The organism is Alicyclobacillus dauci (assembly GCF_026651605.1).
GTDB classification, from domain to species: domain Bacteria; phylum Bacillota; class Bacilli; order Alicyclobacillales; family Alicyclobacillaceae; genus Alicyclobacillus; species Alicyclobacillus dauci.
The window spans coordinates 3,127,178-3,144,771 of record NZ_CP104064.1 but is presented as its reverse complement, the minus strand read 5'-3'; the positions used below and the strand labels follow the sequence as shown (position 1 = coordinate 3,144,771).

Annotated in this window: 19 protein-coding genes; 12 read left to right on the top strand and 7 right to left on the bottom strand. The window is 53.0% G+C overall.

Features of this window, described 5'->3' with window-relative positions; genetic code table 11:
* The first annotated feature begins 38 nt into the window (after nt 1–38).
* The gene (locus NZD86_RS15965) at nt 39–1,349 is read left to right on the top strand and encodes an MFS transporter (protein ID WP_407655177.1); all 1,311 of its coding nucleotides are present in this window, start codon (nt 39–41) and stop codon (nt 1,347–1,349) included.
* 640 nt (nt 1,350–1,989) lie between these two features.
* Here NZD86_RS15965 and NZD86_RS15960 read toward each other — a convergent pair.
* Both NZD86_RS15960 and NZD86_RS15955 read right to left on the bottom strand, forming a co-directional pair.
* A complete protein-coding gene (locus tag NZD86_RS15960) occupies nt 1,990–2,226 on the bottom strand; it encodes a 4Fe-4S ferredoxin (protein ID WP_268043039.1) in 237 nt (78 codons plus the stop codon).
* A 102-nt stretch (nt 2,227–2,328) separates the two neighbouring features.
* Nucleotides 2,329–3,333 (bottom strand): phosphatase PAP2 family protein, encoded by a 1,005-nt coding sequence (locus NZD86_RS15955; protein ID WP_268046899.1) that lies wholly within the window; start codon nt 3,331–3,333, stop codon nt 2,329–2,331.
* 111 nt (nt 3,334–3,444) lie between these two features.
* On the opposite strand from NZD86_RS15955, the gene yfmF reads away from it, so the two are divergent.
* Entirely contained in the window at nt 3,445–4,734 is a 1,290-nt protein-coding gene (gene yfmF / locus NZD86_RS15950) for an EF-P 5-aminopentanol modification-associated protein YfmF (RefSeq protein WP_268043038.1), read from the top strand.
* Nucleotides 4,731–6,026, top strand: a complete 1,296-nt coding sequence (gene yfmH / locus NZD86_RS15945; protein ID WP_268043037.1) for an EF-P 5-aminopentanol modification-associated protein YfmH — start codon at nt 4,731–4,733, stop codon at nt 6,024–6,026. The genes yfmF and yfmH overlap by 4 nt, the downstream gene beginning before the upstream one ends.
* A gap of 62 nt (nt 6,027–6,088) precedes the next feature.
* Here yfmH and NZD86_RS15940 read toward each other — a convergent pair whose 3' ends face one another.
* Nucleotides 6,089–6,379 carry a hypothetical protein gene (locus tag NZD86_RS15940; RefSeq protein WP_268043036.1) on the bottom strand — a complete coding sequence of 97 codons (291 nt, stop codon included), beginning with the start codon at nt 6,377–6,379 and terminating at the stop codon, nt 6,089–6,091.
* Nucleotides 6,380–6,513: 134 nt separating this feature from the next.
* On the opposite strand from NZD86_RS15940, the gene NZD86_RS15935 reads away from it, so the two are divergent.
* From NZD86_RS15935 to NZD86_RS15910, 6 genes are all read left to right on the top strand, one after another.
* Nucleotides 6,514–7,458, top strand: coding sequence for an MBL fold metallo-hydrolase (locus tag NZD86_RS15935; RefSeq protein ID WP_268043035.1), 945 nt, complete (start codon nt 6,514–6,516; stop codon nt 7,456–7,458).
* A gap of 115 nt (nt 7,459–7,573) precedes the next feature.
* Nucleotides 7,574–8,653 (top strand): threonine synthase, encoded by a 1,080-nt coding sequence (gene thrC, locus NZD86_RS15930; protein WP_268043034.1) that lies wholly within the window; start codon nt 7,574–7,576, stop codon nt 8,651–8,653.
* Complete coding sequence (gene thrB / locus NZD86_RS15925; RefSeq protein WP_268043033.1) at nt 8,650–9,591, top strand: homoserine kinase; 942 nt, start codon at nt 8,650–8,652, stop codon at nt 9,589–9,591. Before thrC ends, thrB begins: the two co-directional genes overlap by 4 nt.
* A gap of 110 nt (nt 9,592–9,701) precedes the next feature.
* Entirely contained in the window at nt 9,702–10,649 is a 948-nt protein-coding gene (locus tag NZD86_RS15920; RefSeq protein WP_268043032.1) for an aminoglycoside phosphotransferase family protein, read from the top strand.
* Between the two features lie 140 nt (nt 10,650–10,789).
* Nucleotides 10,790–11,173 carry a hotdog fold thioesterase gene (locus tag NZD86_RS15915; protein ID WP_268046898.1) on the top strand — a complete coding sequence of 128 codons (384 nt, stop codon included), beginning with the start codon at nt 10,790–10,792 and terminating at the stop codon, nt 11,171–11,173.
* Nucleotides 11,174–11,251: 78 nt separating this feature from the next.
* A complete protein-coding gene (locus NZD86_RS15910; protein ID WP_268043031.1) occupies nt 11,252–11,665 on the top strand; it encodes an acyl-CoA thioesterase in 414 nt (137 codons plus the stop codon).
* Between the two features lie 14 nt (nt 11,666–11,679).
* Here the strand turns inward: NZD86_RS15910 and NZD86_RS15905 are convergent, their stop codons facing one another.
* Genes NZD86_RS15905 through NZD86_RS15895 form a run of 3 tightly spaced genes read right to left on the bottom strand, consistent with a single transcriptional unit; the run spans nt 11,680 to nt 14,731 of the window.
* Complete coding sequence (locus tag NZD86_RS15905) at nt 11,680–12,462, bottom strand: type 1 glutamine amidotransferase (RefSeq protein ID WP_268043030.1); 783 nt, start codon at nt 12,460–12,462, stop codon at nt 11,680–11,682.
* Complete coding sequence (locus NZD86_RS15900; protein ID WP_268043029.1) at nt 12,422–13,792, bottom strand: Mur ligase family protein; 1,371 nt, start codon at nt 13,790–13,792, stop codon at nt 12,422–12,424. The genes NZD86_RS15905 and NZD86_RS15900 overlap by 41 nt, the downstream gene beginning before the upstream one ends.
* Before the next feature lie 48 nt (nt 13,793–13,840).
* Nucleotides 13,841–14,731, bottom strand: a complete 891-nt coding sequence (locus NZD86_RS15895) for a DUF1028 domain-containing protein (protein ID WP_268043028.1) — start codon at nt 14,729–14,731, stop codon at nt 13,841–13,843.
* 90 nt (nt 14,732–14,821) lie between these two features.
* Between NZD86_RS15895 and NZD86_RS15890 the strand changes: the two genes are divergently transcribed.
* The 3 genes from NZD86_RS15890 to thpR are packed head-to-tail and all read left to right on the top strand — an operon-like array spanning nt 14,822 to nt 16,286.
* Entirely contained in the window at nt 14,822–15,316 is a 495-nt protein-coding gene (locus NZD86_RS15890; protein ID WP_326492576.1) for a GAF domain-containing protein, read from the top strand.
* A gap of 57 nt (nt 15,317–15,373) precedes the next feature.
* Entirely contained in the window at nt 15,374–15,739 is a 366-nt protein-coding gene (locus NZD86_RS15885; RefSeq protein WP_268043027.1) for an arsenate reductase family protein, read from the top strand.
* Nucleotides 15,732–16,286, top strand: a complete 555-nt coding sequence (gene thpR, locus NZD86_RS15880; protein WP_268043026.1) for an RNA 2',3'-cyclic phosphodiesterase — start codon at nt 15,732–15,734, stop codon at nt 16,284–16,286. The genes NZD86_RS15885 and thpR overlap by 8 nt, the downstream gene beginning before the upstream one ends.
* Here the strand turns inward: thpR and NZD86_RS15875 are convergent.
* Nucleotides 16,278–17,582 carry an MBL fold metallo-hydrolase gene (locus NZD86_RS15875; protein WP_268043025.1) on the bottom strand — a complete coding sequence of 435 codons (1,305 nt, stop codon included), beginning with the start codon at nt 17,580–17,582 and terminating at the stop codon, nt 16,278–16,280. The genes thpR and NZD86_RS15875 overlap by 9 nt on opposite strands.
* Nucleotides 17,583–17,594 lie beyond the last annotated feature (12 nt).

Below are 17,594 nucleotides of genomic sequence, written 5' to 3'. Positions count from 1 at the left end.
CGGGCCAATTGCCAAGCCTTGACACGTCACAGCGGGAGGTGCGACCTTTGGCAAAACACGGTTATCGTTTACCACCGATGGCTTGGTGGTTGCTTGTCGTCAGTGGGTTTTTTCATCTATCCATCAGTTTGTCGAACACGTTCATCAATATTTTCGTCTTTAAAGTGGATCACAGTTTCGCCGCTATTGCTTGGTACAATCTGCTTGTCTTCATCTGCCTCCCGTTTACGTTTGTCCTGGCGGGATGGATGGCGAGAATGACGTCGACTGCCATGTCTTTGCGAATAGGGATCGCATTACACGCCGTCTTTTACGCCATCACACTCATGGTAGGCGAACGCGCCGCAAAAATGCCTGCCCTCTTGGGAATTCTCATGGGTTTTGCAGCCGGATTCTACTGGTTGGCGTTTGATGTCCTAAGTGTAGAATACACGGATAAGGGTGGACACGAGCCGTTTTTCGGTATTCACGGTGTCGTGACGTCGATATCCAGCGTGATCGCTCCGCCTATCGCTGGTGTTCTCATCAGCCGGGAGGACGCATTTCTCGGTGGTTTGACTGGTTACCACATTGTGTTCGGGATTTCTTTCGCCTTGTTTTTGGCCGCGACAATACTCAGCTTTCGCCTTCGAAGCGCCCCCATGTCGCGCTTACATATCCTACGAGGGTTTTCGAAACTCAAATCTTCTCCATGGTGGCGACTCATGGCTGCGTCCTCTATTTACGGCATGCGTGAAGGCGTATTCATGTTTCTCATCGGGCTGCTCGTCTTTTTAGCCACAGGAAGCGAAATGAAGCTGGGTGAATTCCTGCTCCTCCAAGGTGGTTTATCGTTTCTGGCGTTTTTTCTGGCCGGCCGCTGGTCTGGCAAATTTCGATCCCGCCTTTTCACGTCCGGCGCCATCGGCATGGCCATTGCCGCCACGCTGTTTCTCGTTCCCATCCGGGCACCGAGCATTGTCATTTACGGTTGCATATCAGCGGCGTCTCTGCCGTTTTTCTTGGTACCTCTTCAGGGATTCGTCTATGACGGAATGGAAAGTATGCCAGACAAGGATATGCCAACATCAACGCACATCATTGTTCGCGAATCCTTCGAAAACTTAGGCCGAATTACAGGGATCGTCCTGTTCTTGGTCATTTGCCGTCATCAATCGCCCGGCAACCTTGGAAAACTGAGTTGGTTGTCATTCGCACTCGGCCTCACTCAACTAGGTGCATGGGCGGTGCTTCGACCTGTATTGAACCGAATTGGTGGCAAACGACCCGGCGGTCGGAAGCACACAAACGAGGGCAAACTGGAGAAGACCTCCTCAGGCGCCCGGAAACGCCTGAATCCAACGTCGTGATGCAGGTTGGTGCGTGCGGTGGGGCTGGTGGGTGGGGCTGGTGGAGCCGGGGGGGCGAAAATCCCGATTAACGGTCTCCTGTTCCATAGTTCGACTCTAGTTGGCGTATTCGCGGGGGATAGCGGACCAGGATGCCGTAAGGGCCACCTTATAGCCGACGAATTGCTGAAAATGGTCACATAGGGCCACCGGGTTCCGTTAATCACTCGATGGTAGGTGCAACTGGTTAATAAGGCACTGCAGGTCCTCTCTTCCTGCGCCAGACGACACAAAGGTCAGACATTCCCCAATTTCACAGCACCTCGCGTAGACTTCGAGTTCATATCAGCCTTTTTTAATTTGTTTTATCTAGTGTACAATCCATCCCCAATCCGGGTAAGGTCGTTGCTGTTGAATCCCGTTGGCTGTTACTGTCGCCGCCACCCAGACGCCGTCCCGTCCGCGCGACACAGACCTGTCGCCTGGTCATCTATGAGACGCGCTGTCACCGTCCACCTGCAACCGCCCGGTCACGACCGCCACCGCCGGCTCTATCGCCCGCTGCCACCGTCACCCACACCGCCCGACCTGCCACAAAAAAAGGACTGCCCCATACGGGGCAGTCCTGTGAAAAACTGGTGTAATCCTCGCTGAGCGAGATTTACTTTTGGAAGAATGCGCGGTTCTTTTCGATGTATTCTTTCTCTTCGTCAGGAAGGAAATCTTCCTGGAAGATTGCCGACACCGGGCAAACGGCTTCGCAAGCGCCGCAGTCAATGCAAAGATCCGGATCAATATAGAACTGGTCTTCGCCTTCGTGGATTGCATCCACCGGGCAAGTTTCCACACAGTCACCAGATTTTTCACCAATGCAAGCGGAAGCAATGATAAATGCCAACAGGAACGCCTCCTTACACAAGCTATTCCAACACTTTCGTAATCATATACTAGCCGAGCGAGTACGCGCAAGCATTACATATTGCCAAAGCCGAGTTTTCCTCTAGGCCAATTCGGACCATTCGTCTTGTTTGGCGTGGGTTGAAGGTTTTCTCTGGTCCCATGGATTCGAAACTTCGCGCTGACTCCACCTAGCGACTGCAGCAGGTGCAATTTGACAGACGGCGACGGCTAGTGCAGCGCCAGCTATGAGGTCAATGCCGTAGTGGACACGTAAATACATCGTTGACAAAATGATAAGCGTGGTATCGAGTACATAAAACCATAGTAGGCGACGTCTGTAACGCCAAGCGTAAATCATCATGACCACTGATAGCCCAGTGTGCAGACTGGGAAAGCAGTCACGGCTGAGAAATGGGCCCATGCCGTCGACAAGATTGATGAGCGGCCCGATAGTGTGATGAAAACTCATTGTGAAAACAGGGCCGATTGCGGGCACAAAAAAGTATGTCGTGTAACCGACGTAAAAGGCGAGGACCGCAGCGGTCACATATTCTTTCATTGCTCGTTCACTGTGTCTCGCGAAGACAAAGACACTAAAGTATGTCATGAAAAACCACGAGGCATACGCCCCGCAGAATATGAGCGTCAGGGGAAAACACGTCATTCCGTCAAACCATGTGGCTGGCGTGGAGCCGAACAAAGTGGTGTCTAGGTGGCGAAGGAGGCCATCGTGATCGAACGGGTTAAAGACCGTGATGTAAAAGTTGATTGTGTCGAATACGACAAGAACGGCGATGAACGTCATGACCACTCGGGCGTAGCGGTGGAGTTGTTTCGCGTAGATGTGTCGCTTGTCCCGCGTCGCATAGACACATATGCTCATACAAATACTCAATCCGATATATAACCAAGTGGTGTTGTGTAGGAAAAGACTGTCCAGGTTAGCCAATAACGGTGGACCATTGCCGATCCCGATCACACGGTGAATACGCGCCGGGAACACGATGAAGACAACGAGAAGTGAACCAAGCATGAACAGACTCGCCAATTCATACACTTCAAGACCAATTAAAAATTGAACGATACGGCTGCCTAACCGTTGCATAGTATTCACCTACATTGTTAGGGAAAGGAATATTCAATACACTATACCACATTCGTTGACCGACGTTTGGGTATAATGTTGAGGATGACCCTCTGGTGGGAGTTGGTATTGTTGAGTACATTTACAACGCGATCGGACGGGCGTATTCATGTGCACATTTTGCCGCACACGCGCTTTCGAACGAAAGATTTAATGATTCGCTTGCACACGCCGCTGGTTCGGGATACGGTCACGGCGATGTCTCTGCTGCCATACATGTGGATGAATGGGACGAAGACACATCCGAGCACGCGAGACTTGCAAATAGCTGCAGACGATCTCTACGGTTCGGTGATCCGCACCAGTCTCGGTAAACGTGCCGGATATCACGTTTTTGAGGCGGCAGCGAGCATCCCAGATGTGAGCCGACTCACGGCAGATGACGTCGTGGCGCAAGCGGCTGATTTGGTCTGTCAAGTCCTGCTCGATCACGCCGCCGGTCACGGCGCATTCAGTGACGAGGCGGTGGCGCAGGAGATCGATCTGCATCGGCGCCGCATCGAAGCCGCCCGCGACGACAAGATGGGGTTTGCGCTTCAGCGGTGTATGGCGGAAGTAGCAGAGGATTCTCCCGCTGCTTTACCGCGCCTTGGATTTATTGACGAACTCGGTGATTTGACTAGCGACAAACTTTACCGCACGTACGAATCCGTTTTTCAGGCTTCCGAAGTACACGCCTACCTTGTGGGCCCCTTTGAAAACGCGCATGCTCTGGCCGAAAAATTGATTCGCGAACTCGGGCGTGTTTTCCCCTCGGACTCAAGTCGAACCGCATTTCGGGTCGAACCGCTTTCCCGAGAGGCAAGAGCTGAATTTCAGACGGTCACTGAGCATCAGGATGTTGCCCAGGCACAACTGGACATGGGTTATCGGACGGGCGTCAACTTCGCGGATGAGAACTATCCGAGCCTGCTCATGATGAACGGCGTATTCGGTGGTTTTGCGCATTCGAAGCTCTTCCTCAACGTCCGTGAGAAGCATTCACTAGCTTACAGTGTCTGGTCACACCACGATGGGATGACTGGGGCGCTGGCAGTAATGACGGGTATTGATCCGAAAAATTACGACCAAGCTCGACAAATCATTGACCAACAACTGTCCGCAATCCAAGCTGGCGACGTATCTGACGAAGAAATCAACTTTACGTTCCGTGGTCTGCAGAATCAGTACACGGTTTTACTAGATCAGCCCGCAGCCCTCGCAAACTGGCACTACAACGGTGTGTTGAGTGGGAAAGAGCGCGATATCGAAGATATGCTCAAGGCCCTGCAAAGTGTAACGAAGGAAGACATCGTCCAAGCGGCCCAAGCGGTTCAACCGCACACCATTTACTTCTTGACGGGTGAGGGGGATGCATCATGACGAACGAAACGAGGGGCCGGAGGGATGCGGTCGGAATTGAGATCGTGGAGAAGAGACTCGACAATGGTCTCTCGGTGTATCTAGCACCGCGCCCAGGCTTTCAACAGACGTTCGCAATGTTTGCGACCAAATACGGTTCTATTGACAACGAATTCATACGTGATGGCAAGCGCACTCGTGTACCAGACGGCATTGCACACTTTCTCGAACACAAGATGTTTGAGGATGAAGAGCAAGAGGTGTTCTCTCGGTTCGCCGAGCACGGTGCATCTGTCAATGCGTTTACGACATTCGATGAGACGGCGTACTACTTTTCCGGTACATCAGATTTACAGGAAAACATCAATACATTGCTCAATTTCGTTCAGAAAATCTACTTAACGGACGAAAACGTGGATAAGGAAAAGGGAATCATTGCGCAGGAAATTCGTATGGGTGATGACAATCCAGATCGGAAGGTCTTCATGGACCTGCTTTCAGCCATGTACGAGTCGCATCCGGTGCGTATCGACATTGCTGGGAGCGTTGAGTCTATCTACAAGATAGACAGAGAAACGCTCCTCGAGTGTTACCACACGTTTTATCATCCAAGTAATATGATCCTTGTTATTGCCGGTGGGTTTGATGCCCGCGAAGTAATGGGGTGGATTGAGGAGAATCAAGCGGCCAAGTCGTTTGGACCGCCTCCGACGATAGAACGCGTGTACCCCGAGGAACCTACGACTCCGAAGGCAACACACCTTGAGTCAAAATTGCCTGTTGCGTCGCCGCGCTGCCTCATCGGTTGGAAAGAGAAAGCGCTGCCGGAAGAAAACGTTGATTTGATGCGACAAGAACTGCTCACAGGGATTGTTTTGGATGCCTTGTTCGGGAAAACAAGTGAGTTCTACAGTGAGCTGTTAAAAGAAGGGCTGATCGACAAGGGATTTTCTTGGGAATATGAATTAACGTCGCAATACGGGTACACGGTTGTCGGCGGGAATGCACCCAAGCCTGGGGAATTGGCAAAGCGAGTGGAAACTTACGTCGCGAAAATGAAAGACAATGGCATCGACGAGGACGCGTTCGAGCGGGCCCGCAAGAAAGCACTGGGTCGTTTTATCATGAGTTTGGATCAAGTGTCCTACGTCGCACGCTCGTACACAAGCTATCGGTTGCGTGGCGTCGACTTTTTGCAAACAGTCGAAGTCCTTGACAGCCTTACATTGAACGAAGCAAATAAGCGTTTAGGAGAGCATTTGAGCAAGGAGCAAATGGTCGTTTCTACCGTTGTGCCAAAGTCGGCCTCGTAGCTCTGTGCATCCATCCGAATCCGGTGTCTGATCCTCCGTATGTGTCTCTTTCGGACGGGTGATCAGACACCGGTTTGTACGTCGTCTGGTTCCACCGTACTGTATTTGTGGAGTTGTCCGCCTTTGCACGAGTGCGACACTCGGAATGTTTTGGGGGCCGCGTGAGATTGGACGAGACTTCCCGTCTGTGAGTGGTTATTTGGCGCGAATGTGAAATTTGGATTTTGAGCAAGCATGGCGCGTTCTTTTGATAGCTCACTGGGCCACGCGAACACCGTGAAGCTAACACATATGGCAAGCATGAGGGCCGTTAACTGTCCGCGGGCGTACTTGGACGTGTTAAAATAGTTCACTGAAGGACCTCCTTCGCGAGCACGGCACGTCTGATATCTTCGAGCATACGCCAAAAGCGGCGCGAAGGGTGTCAAGGAGTGGCTGTCGAAAAAGCTCTATCTTCGCTCAATCTTGTCTCATAGGAGCGGTATCTGTGTTTTTGTTGTTGAAGATCGCGATCGGTATTTGTTTCCTCATTATCGTCATTAGCCTCGTTGTAAATGTTGTCTATCGTCGAGTTACGGTTAGTTGGCCAGAGCCTGCCTATCGAACTCCTAAGCACAAACCCAGTTTCGACAGATGGGGAGACAACGACGTATATATCACTTGGATTGGTCACTCCACATTGTTAATTCGCATGAGTGGAGTCAATATCCTGACCGATCCGGTGTTCTCCAGTCGCGTAGGCATGAATTTACCGTTTTTCACCATTGGCCCGAAGCGTCACGTCGCACCAGCGATCACGTTGGATGAATGCCCGCCCATCGATGTTGTCCTCCTCTCACACGCCCACATGGATCATGTTGACTACCCTAGCTTAAAACGCGTCATCGGCCCCAACACGGAAGTTGTAACGGCACCTGGAACGGCTCGTCTGATTCGCCGCTTTAAGCCCGGTGCGGTACACGAACTGAGCCCAGATCAAACGCTCACGCTCGCCTCTGGGGTAACCGTCGTTGGGCAGCAGGTGAAACACTGGGGGAGTCGATATCCGTGGAATAAAGACCAAGGATATCTCGGTTACGTCATGATGCGTGACGGAGCCAGCATATTTTTTGCTGGCGACACAGCGTACACGCCTGACTTAGGTGGCGTGCGAGCGTTCAATCCACAGGTCACCTGCATGCCCATCGGTGCTTACGCCCCGGCGCATTTCAAGGACGCTCACTGTACCCCTGAAGAGGCGTGGGACATGTTCCTCGCGACAGGAGCAGCCTATCTTGTCCCAATGCACCATGATACGTTCGTTCTCTCGAAAGAACCACCGAAGGAGCCCTTGGAGCGGCTTGAGAAAGTGGCGGGCGAGATGGCGGACGCCATTGTCATCCACCATCACGGAGAGACATTTTCGTATTCTCTTCCAGACCAGGAAATCTAGCATTGACGATATGCCCGTTTTCCACGAAAATTCAGTGTAATAGTGTGTCCGACCGTGCCCCCCATAGGGGCACGGTCGGACAACCTCTAACAAATAGATAAAGGAGTCTGGCGGAATGAGAGAGGGTCAAACAGGTCTCAGTGGATGGCCGGGTTTGTTGTCTGCCTATAGTGAATGGCTGCCCGTTTCAGAACAAACACCGAAACTGAGTTTACATGAAGGAAATACGCCGTTAATTTACGCGCACAAATTGAGTGAACAAGTTGGTGTTCACGTCTACCTGAAATACGAGGGTACCAATCCCACCGGATCGTTTAAGGATAGAGGTATGGTTCTGGCCGTCGCGAAAGCGAAAGAGGCGGGGAAGCGAACAGTCATTTGTGCGAGCACGGGCAACACGTCCGCTGCGGCCGCTGCCTATGCAGCACGCGCAGGTATGAACGCGGTGATCCTCATCCCGCACGGGTACGTGGCACTTGGCAAGCTGGCCCAGGCGGTTCAATACGGTGCGAGAATCGTGGCTGTGCGGGGAAACTTTGACGCTGCCCTCGACATCGTTCGCGATGTCGCTGAGCCCCTTGGCATGGAAATTGTCAACTCTATCAATCCATATCGTCTCATGGGGCAACAGACAGCCGCATTTGAAGTTTGCGATGTTCTCGGGGATGCCCCAGATGGATTGTATATTCCAGTAGGCAATGCAGGTAATATCAGTGCCTATTGGATGGGTTTCAAAGCCTACCACCAAGCGGGCAAGGTGGCAGAGACGCCGAGGATGTTCGGGTTTGAGGCAGAAGGTGCTGCAGCCATTGTGCGCAATGAGCCAATTGAAAACCCGGAAACATTCGCGACAGCCATTCGCATCGGCAAACCAGCATCGTGGGACAAGGCAGTGAATGCTGCAAAGGAGTCTGACGGTGCCATCGATTATGTCACAGATGATGAGATTGCTGAGGCGTACAGACTTATCGCACGTGAAGGAATATTTGCAGAACCCGGGTCGGCGGCGAGTGTGGCGGGTCTCCTCAAGCGTCATCGGGCTGGTCACCTCACACCCGGTCAAACGATAGTTTGTGTCCTCACAGGGAATGGGCTGAAGGATCCCGACAGCGCTATTCGGTTGGCAGGCGATGTAACGGAAGTGGTTGACTGTGACAAAGTCGCCGTTGAATCACTTTTAGGAGGCCATGCATGACGATGCCTTCCTCCATCGTGGTGCGCGTTCCAGCGACGAGCGCCAACTTGGGTCCAGGCTTCGATTGTTTGGGACTCGCGCTAGACTTATACAATACGTTCAGGCTGGTGCTGGGCCAACCGTTTTCCATGGAAGTCACGGGCGAGTCAGCCGAACGGCTCCCCCGAGGAGAGAACAATGTCGTAGTCAAGGCGATGCGACGAGTGTTTCTGGAAGCGGACGTCGACGACGCGCGCCTGCCAACGTTCTCGCTTCATTTGGAGAACCAAGTGCCCGTGTCGTCCGGTCTGGGCTCCAGTGCTTCTGCCATCGTGGGCGGGTTGGTGCTTGGGAATGCTGTTGTGGAACTGGTGGCGCCGGATCGGATGCTGTCCCGCGACGATATTCTCAAGATTGCCACGGAAATCGAAGGACACCCGGATAATGTAGCGCCGGCGCTATTTGGCGGGGGGATCCTCGCGTATCACACGAATGCGGGACTGCGAACGACGTCTTTTCCCGTTCCGAATGGTCTGCGCTTTGTCGCAGCCACCCCCGACTTCGCGCTCAGTACAGAAGCGGCTCGAAAAGTGTTGCCGTCGACGTATGATCGGTCGCTCGTCATTGAAAACGTTGCACAGTCTGCGCGATTGATGCTCGCGCTTGCAACGAATGACTTGAATTTGCTGCGTGGCGGGCTCATCGACAATTTGCACGAACCATACCGAATGCCACTTGTACCCAGCGCAGAAGAGGTGGCCTTGGCTGCGACAGCAGCGGGTGCGTTGACTGTAACGCTGAGTGGAGCAGGTCCAACCATGCTTGCTTGGTGTAAACCCGAACAAGCCGTCACCGTAGCGGATGAAATGACGCTCGCATGGCGCAATGCAGGAACGCCATGCCGAGCCCTTGTCTTACAGCCGTGCTTGTGCCCTACACAGGCGCTGTACATCTCTTAGGGGCCCGTGAACGAAGCATCCCCAAGAGGATTCGATGTGAGCGGCAGAAGTACCCTTTCGCCCTGTGTGTCATACCGTTATGACATACACGGCGAAAGGAAGTGGGTGACATGCATGAGATGACGGAGCACGATGTGGTCGCCCTCATCAAAGCAGAGTACAACCTGGATGTGACGGATGTCTCGTGGCATGATTCCCTATACACGTCGCACGTTGCGGCACGGGTCAAGACGAGGCAAGGTACATTTAAACTGAAACGATATTCAAACCGTTTTCTCACACTAAAACAACTCTATGGGCGATATCAAACCCTATCTTCGTTACGAATCCTCGGCGTTCCGAAGTGGCATCTGACCACGGATGGTGCGCCGTCCACTCTATATCGTTCGAAGGCCTATTACCTTGTTGACTGGGTGGAGGGCCGTTCTTTTCAACACTCCTACGATGACGCCATGGCTCTCGGCTTGCTGCTTAGGGAAGTTCACGTGGGTACTCGTTCCAAGGAGTTCCAAATTCCAACCTTACAACACCGTCTTCGTCCCATTATGAACGCCAAGGAAATTCTCAGACGGCATCGATATAGAAACTTACCTGTACAAGTCGATCGTTTCTTGCAACGGGAGTCCTCATTCCTCCAAGCAACGATGACTCGATCCGTTCGTACCTTGACCTCCCTGGCCGGCGAACTCGAGCCTAAGATCGTTCACGGCGATGTGACCATTCCAAACGTGCTGTACCAGGGCAAGAAGGCGATTCTCATTGACTGGGAGCGGGTCAGTTTAGGATACGCCATGGAGGAGTTAGCCAAGACCGCGATGAACACGTGCAATCTCTCAACGGGTCTCGCAGACCATTTGTTGCAGGGGTACGGGTGGGACGCCATTTCCGAGCCGATGCAGACGGCCTTTCGTGCGTTTCTCCAAATCCCCCGAGAAGTGATCTACTTGCTGCATCTATCCGTCAGAAAACCCGCTGGCGACGCCGAGCGCGCTCAGTGGCAGTTAATCATGCAGACGTGGCGTGATCGGAAGGCGTTTTTTGCCCATTACGAAGTGTGAATCCCCGGAAAGAGATGTGGGAGCGATTCGAAACATCCCTGTGCGGGCCACTGGGGAGGGGGCAGGATGCGCTTCGGACAAGCTGTTAAATGTAGTACAATTACTGTGCGCAAAGGAGAGAGAGAATGATGGAAGATATGCTGCAGAATACCCTCATGGATCACTTGGGGATGAAGATCATCGAAGCGACGCCGGATAAAGTGGTCATTACGATGCCGGTGGACGAGCGAACACATCAACCCATGGGCTTGTTGCACGGCGGTGCCAGTGTCGCGCTGGCGGAATCAGCAGCGAGTATCGCGTCTCATTTGAATCTGCAATCAGATGACAAAGCGGCCGTTGGCCTTGAAATCAATGCAAACCATGTCCGATCCGTCCGCGAGGGCACGGTCACAGCCACTGCAACGCCTGTCCACCGCGGTGCCACGACAATGGTGTGGGATATTCGGATCACAGATGAAAGGAATCACTTGGTTTGTATCTCCCGCTGTACAGTCGCCATCGTCACAAAGCGCAACAGATAGAAGTGATCAGATAGAAGTGATCGGCTCGAAGTGACCGGCTACAAGTGATCAGCTCGCGTGTAGGAAGGATAGGAACAAATGGTATTTGAGACGTCTGTTCGCGTGCGGTTCCGAGACACAGATATGTACGGGCACGTGAACAATTCCAGCTATGCTACATACGCGGAAGAAGCCAGAATCGCCTTTATGGAGGAACAGTTTGGCGGGTTTACGCCTCCGCTCATCCTTGCTAAAGCAAATTACACGTTCCTCCACCAAACAAAATTTCCAGACCATCGTGATATTAAAGCGAAAGTGTGGTTCAGTCGCATCGGCAACTCCAGCGCCGACATGGAAACGCGGCTGCTTGCCATGGACGGCACAGCTTTGTGTGACACCACGGTGACGGTTGTGCACTTTGACTACAAGACACAAAAGGCATCCGCCATTCCTGACGATGTTCGCACTGTCCTCAAGCGATACTTATACGAAGATGAAAAACCGAATGTATAACACAATTGCTTGATTTAGGGAGTTTCAGCCGTCACACCGTTCGAGTCACCCTCGAGCAGACGGATATCCACTTCAGGCATGCGCCGAGCGAGGAACGCTCGGCGGGCGTTTTGTTCGACGTGATCGTCGAGGGGTTCGAGTGTCGCAGGCTGTCCTGCATATTCCAGGGCTGTGGCCAAAACGGCGTCCGCGAAACCAGGGTTTTTGGGAAGTAGCGGCCCGTGAATGTACGTCCCCCAGACGTTTTTGTAGTGAACCCCTTCAAATCCGCTCTCACCATCATTGCCGTGGCCCTGTAGGATTTTGCCAAGGGGATCGTGGTGATGAATCGTCCGCCCGCCGTGATTTTCAAATCCCATAATGACACCATACGGACTGTCAATGGCCACGTTGCCGATGAGACGAGGCAGTCCGGTACCTGCGCTTGTATACAAATCCAGGACGTCCAACCCGGCCACTTTCTGACCGTTTGGAAGCTGATAATAGGCCCCAAGCAATTGATAGCCGCCGCAAATCGCGAGAACTGGCAGCCCGTTTTCAATCGCCTGACGGAAATCCTCATGAAACTTGTACAGGTACTCACCAACAATTTCCTGCTCCCGATCCGATCCGCCACCGAGCAACACCAGATCATAAGCCGACAGCCGCGGGGTATCCCGATGTGTCACTTCTGTAACCGTGACGTCGATCCCGCGCCACCGAAGCCGCTGGACGAGTGTGAGGATATTTCCTCGGTCCGCATATAAGTTGAGTAAGTCAGGATACAGATGCGCGATATTCAAAGTTCGTTGACTCATTCTCTCTCGCCTTTGCAGATAGGTTGTGAACCGTTGGATGAAGCAGTGTATACGTGCTTAGAACGAAGACTGGTAGATGTTCTTCCACGCCATAGGAAATGGCTAAATCCACCGCCTTGTTCATGTCCGTTTCGATGGTTATCTTGCTCTCGTCAATCCCGGCATACTTTAGCCGCAAAGCCATGTCCTCAGCGCGGAAGCCGCTTGTGATAAACCGTGAAATACCGTCGTCCTCACTCAGCAACTCAAAGTCGGCATCCCACAACCAGGAGACGTCTCGTCCGTCGGCGGCTAGATCGTTGATGCCGATCACGACTATCTTGCCGCCCGGTTCCGTGACCACAGCTTGTACGACACTATCGCAACCGGTTGGGTTCTTGATCAAGTTGAGTGTGACCGGCGCAGCCGTTGCAAATGACTGCATCCGACCATCTGGGGGAATATAGTCGGCCAACCCGTCGTGAATCGGTCCAGCCCACAAGCCGACGACACGGGCAGCACTCGCTGCGGCGAGTACATTGTAGGCGTTGTACAGGCCCTGGACAGGCATCGACAGTTGAATGTCAGGTAGACTGTCCTCGGAAAGTGTCATCGTCTTCCCTTGATACACGCCGACGAACTCTGGATGCGGTCGCGTGAAGTCACAGTGTGAACAACGATAGAGACCAAGCTGTCCGTACCAAAATGCATCATAGAACAGTTCTTGACCACACTGCATACAGAACTGCCCATCCCGCATTTGCCGGCGTTCCGAGTGACGAGCTGTGTCGTGTGCCATGCCATAGTAAAATGTCTTGCGACTTGCTCGAAGTCCCAAGTTTCGGCAGATGGGATCGTCCGCATTGAGAACCAGGCAGGAATTGGTCTTACGGATGGCTGAAAAAATCTTTTCGACTGTCGCGTCAAGCTCTCCGTACCTGTCCAGCTGATCGCGAAATACGTTCGTAACCACCGTCACCACAATTGGGAAAGCATCTGCGATGAGCGGAAAGGTAGCTTCATCCACTTCAATGACGGCTGTTTTCGCAGCGAGCTTACCTCGCCAGTTTGCATGTTGCAGAAAGGCGGTCGCGATGCCCTGTACCAAGTTCGCACCTTTGTGATTGGTGATCACTGGTTCATCATGCTGGATCATCGAAGCCAGCAGGGACGTTGTCGTCGTCTTTCCGTTCGTACCTGTCACGACGATGACGCGCTCGATTTTTTTCCCGAACTGATGGAGCAATTTGGGTGACACTTTCAAGGCCACTTTACCCGGAAAACTGGTTGCGTCTTTGCCGCGTAAACGAAGCAGCCACGTGACCAGCTTCCCGATGAGGATGCCTAACATTGTCTGATCTGTCCTTTCCGCAGGCTTCGCGTGGGGATAAATGTGAATTTACGCTTTCGCCTGGTTGCGCATGAATTCGAGTACCATGCGATCAATGGTCGATTCCTCGGTCCATCTGTCATCAAAGTTTTCCGTTAGGAAGTATTCCTGTAATTCCTTCTTCGTTTCGTCGTCATATCCACTACCCGTACCTGGGTGATACCCGAGGGTGGAAAGTAAATCGCGAACTTCCGACAACGTATCGCCCCGGAGAGGAATTCGATCTCCCTCCGCAGTCCGCCCGAAATACAATCTCTGCAAGTGTAATAAACGCGTCAGTTCGTCGATTGGAGACGTGTGCTCGTCAACTCGCAGGTCTACGAGTCTGTCATTGAATCCACCGTAGCCACCGCTTACCTTTGCAATGTAGAGTGCCGCAGATTGCATGCCACGCCTGTCACCACCGGCTGCTTGTGCCAGCTTGAGCGCGCTCAATAATCGATCCGCCAGCACTCCCTCCGTTTGAAATCCCTTCACAAGCCCATTTACGACGGCTGAGGAAGCTAAGAAATTGCCTTGCGCTGCGAATCCTGGTCCTGCGACACCGCCTGCGTAGTCAAAACACGCTTTGCCGGTGTACGTTGCACTCCGACCCGACATGTCGACGATGCCGATTTGCCGCGCATCCGGATCTGGGTCGTCTGCAACCAGCTTATCAATGACCGCTTGAGGATGCATTCCGGAGCGAAGAAGTTCAAGGCCCTTGGGGCCGTAACTTGTATTTGCCCAGCTTTGTGTTGCGATGGCTCCAGCCCCGGATTGGACCCAGGGTACGACGGAACCGACCGCGAGAAACTTAGATTGAACGGCGACGCCCACTTCGCCCGTTTCCATGTCACAGCCAACAATGGAAAATGTGGCGACTGCGGGAAGTTCACCGCGTTGGGGACACTTCGACAAGACACGTCAGCTCCTCACTTAGGGCGATTGGCATTCATGTGGATTATACTATAATCAAGCGAGACGGACATGGATGGAGGGCACACTTTCGTGTTTACAGAATCAACGATAGAGGCAAACAATAAGAAGGAGTTCTACCGAGCACTTCATTCTCAGTTGGAACATTTGCTGGAAGGCGAGCCAAACGCCATCGCCAACCTGAGCAATATGTCGTCCCTCTTGGGATTGTATTTGAAGGATATCAATTGGGTGGGATTCTATCTGTGGAGTGAATCTGACAACCAACTGATATTGGGACCATTTCAAGGAAAACCTGCTTGTATCCGCATTCCGTTTGGCAAAGGCGTATGCGGGGCGGCGGCTCGAGACCGACGAACGACCGTCGTCGAGGACGTGTTCGCCTTCCCAGGACATATTGCCTGCGATCCGGCATCGAGATCGGAAATCGTCGTCCCCATCGTCATCGAGGGCAGGCTTATCGGCGTGCTGGACATTGACAGCCCCGTACAAGCTCGATTTGACGCGGAGGACCAGGCAGGTCTTGAGGAGCTCGTTTCCGTGCTTGTGCGACACACATCGTTTTGAGCTCTGATGTCGTTTTTGAGCTGATTTTCTTGTAGTTGAAGGAAAGAGGGTCATCAAGTGAAGTTATACGGTTATCGTCGCTGTTCGACTTGCCGCCAGGCGTTGAAGACACTTCAGGAAAACGGGGGAGAGGTCGAATTTCACGATATGGTTGAGAATCCACCCAGCGAAGCAACGATCCGTGAGTGGGTGGAAAAATCCCATCGTCCCGTGTTTGATTTCGTTAACGTCAAAGGTACGGTGTACCGGGAGCGCGACCTGAAGTCGGCTAAATTTACTGACGATGAGTGGATTCGCGAGTTGTCCCAAGATGGGAAACTGATCAAGCGACCGATTCTTGTAACGGGTGACGATGTCTTTGTGGGATACCACGAGGGGGCATACCGTCGAATCACGCTCGGTGAGGAAGAGTCGCGTGCGTAGGTTATTTTTCGGACTAGAATTGCCGGACGATTGGAAGGAGAATCTTCGCCACCTGCAGTCGACTTTGCAAACACACCACGTCGACGCGAGTGCATGGAGCAATCCATCGCTGTTACATATCACGGTGCTGTTTCTTGGACTCGTTCCAGAGGAACAACTGCCGCTTATCGTAGATGCCGGCCAAGCGGCCGCGACATCATCCAGTCCCATTCGTTTGACGAGTGGTGATTACGGACAATTCTCGCGCAACAAAGTTTTCTGGTTGGGCCTGCGTCGGAACGATACGGATTGGGAGAAACTCGTCCATTTGCATGAAAGCGTCAAGAAGGAAGTCCTTTCCCGTATGTCGCTTGACTTGGACGAGAAGCACTACAAGCCGCACATCACAATGGCCCGCAAGCTCAGGGCCCAAGTCGACGTAGACAAGCTAGCAGCCCCGGCGGCAATGAAGACCACGATTCCCGATTTATGCCTCTTCGAATCCCTTCGCATCGACGGACAATTGAGTTACCCCGTCCGGGCGAGGTTCCCACTGGGCTCACAATGAAGGCCGCGGGGAGAATGGACACGCTGTTGGCTTGTCTAGCGATGTGAAACAGACGGGGCATCTTGAGAAGCACTGCTGGTGCTTTGGGGGTGCCCCAACGGCTGCCAAACAAAAACGAAGGGGGGCATCCCCAAAAGAATATTCCATGCCCTCATCATTGGACCTCCGGGGCACCGACCTAACGCCCATATCCCATCCGTCCATCGGGCTCACGGCATCCTCACCATTATCCACCGAGGCACAGTCCAAATCATCGAAGTAAAAGCAAGCCGGATGTACGCATTTGCTCAAAGCGCAAGCATACATCCGGCCGACAGCGTGCAACAGTGCACTGATCTTACTTCGACATGTCCTTTCGGGTTTTTCCTCGTAGTACAAGAGACCCATTGAATCGAGGACGATATCGATGTCTAATGCTTCAATTTTCTCTGGGGTGCGTCCTTGGGCACGCAAATCGTTCTCGACGAGCTGACGAAGCGCCGCGATCACTGTCTGAAGCTCCACGCCTTCTTGATATACGTCGGCGATGAGGGTGGCAAAAGCGTCCGCCAATCGCTCTGTATGTTTGATGGCTTCGTCTTTCGCAGATTTTCCAAAGTGTGTATGATACACCCACTCAAATGGGAGTTTGCGGAGCATGTCCATGGTGTTGTGGACGGCAGCGGGATCGAAATCGACGGGTGACGTGGTCGGCATGATGAAATCGTATCCGTACCCCGTGAATTCCGTTGGGTACAGGATGCCGGCCGCGTCGCCGGCATAGAGGGCGTTGCTCACGGGATCGAGAATCGTGAAGTGATGTTTTGCATGACCAGGTGAGTCAAAGAACGTGAGAGTACGTTTGCCAATGTTCAGGGTCGATTCGTGATCCCGGATGAGAATGTTCTCTTCCGGAACGGGCTGAACGGCACCGAACAGATCTTCCGTCCGATCACCGTAAACTGCTTGTGCTCCGGCCCAGAGCTTCGACGGATCGGCCATGTGTCTGGCGCCGCGCGGATGCACGACGAGTTTCGCCTGGGGTGCAGCGGACATCATTTGTCCGGCGCCGCCGGCGTGATCGAGATGGACATGCGTGACAATGACATAGGCCAGGTCTTTTGGTGACAGGCCAATGGTATCGAGGCCCGCGATGAGAACCTCGTGCGAGTTGGCTGCACCGGTTTCCACGAGCGTGGGACGTTCATCGACGATGACGTAAGCCCCAGTGCGGTAGGGGATGTTTTGTTCGAGCAGGTCGATTTGCCAGACGTCGTCATTCATTTTTACGGGGGTGGGATACAGCGTACTGGGCATATGAACATCGCT

Coding starts and splice junctions, on each gene's coding strand:
- NZD86_RS15955 (WP_268046899.1), bottom strand. CDS start 3,333: ATGCAACGGTTAGGCAGCCGTATCGTTCAATTTTTAATTGGTCTTGAA.
- yfmH (WP_268043037.1), top strand. CDS start 4,731: ATGACGAACGAAACGAGGGGCCGGAGGGATGCGGTCGGAATTGAGATC.
- thrC (WP_268043034.1), top strand. CDS start 7,574: ATGAGAGAGGGTCAAACAGGTCTCAGTGGATGGCCGGGTTTGTTGTCT.
- thrB (WP_268043033.1), top strand. CDS start 8,650: ATGACGATGCCTTCCTCCATCGTGGTGCGCGTTCCAGCGACGAGCGCC.
- NZD86_RS15920 (WP_268043032.1), top strand. CDS start 9,702: ATGCATGAGATGACGGAGCACGATGTGGTCGCCCTCATCAAAGCAGAG.
- NZD86_RS15910 (WP_268043031.1), top strand. CDS start 11,252: ATGGTATTTGAGACGTCTGTTCGCGTGCGGTTCCGAGACACAGATATG.
- NZD86_RS15905 (WP_268043030.1), bottom strand. CDS start 12,462: ATGAGTCAACGAACTTTGAATATCGCGCATCTGTATCCTGACTTACTC.
- NZD86_RS15900 (WP_268043029.1), bottom strand. CDS start 13,792: ATGTTAGGCATCCTCATCGGGAAGCTGGTCACGTGGCTGCTTCGTTTA.
- NZD86_RS15875 (WP_268043025.1), bottom strand. CDS start 17,582: ATGCCCAGTACGCTGTATCCCACCCCCGTAAAAATGAATGACGACGTC.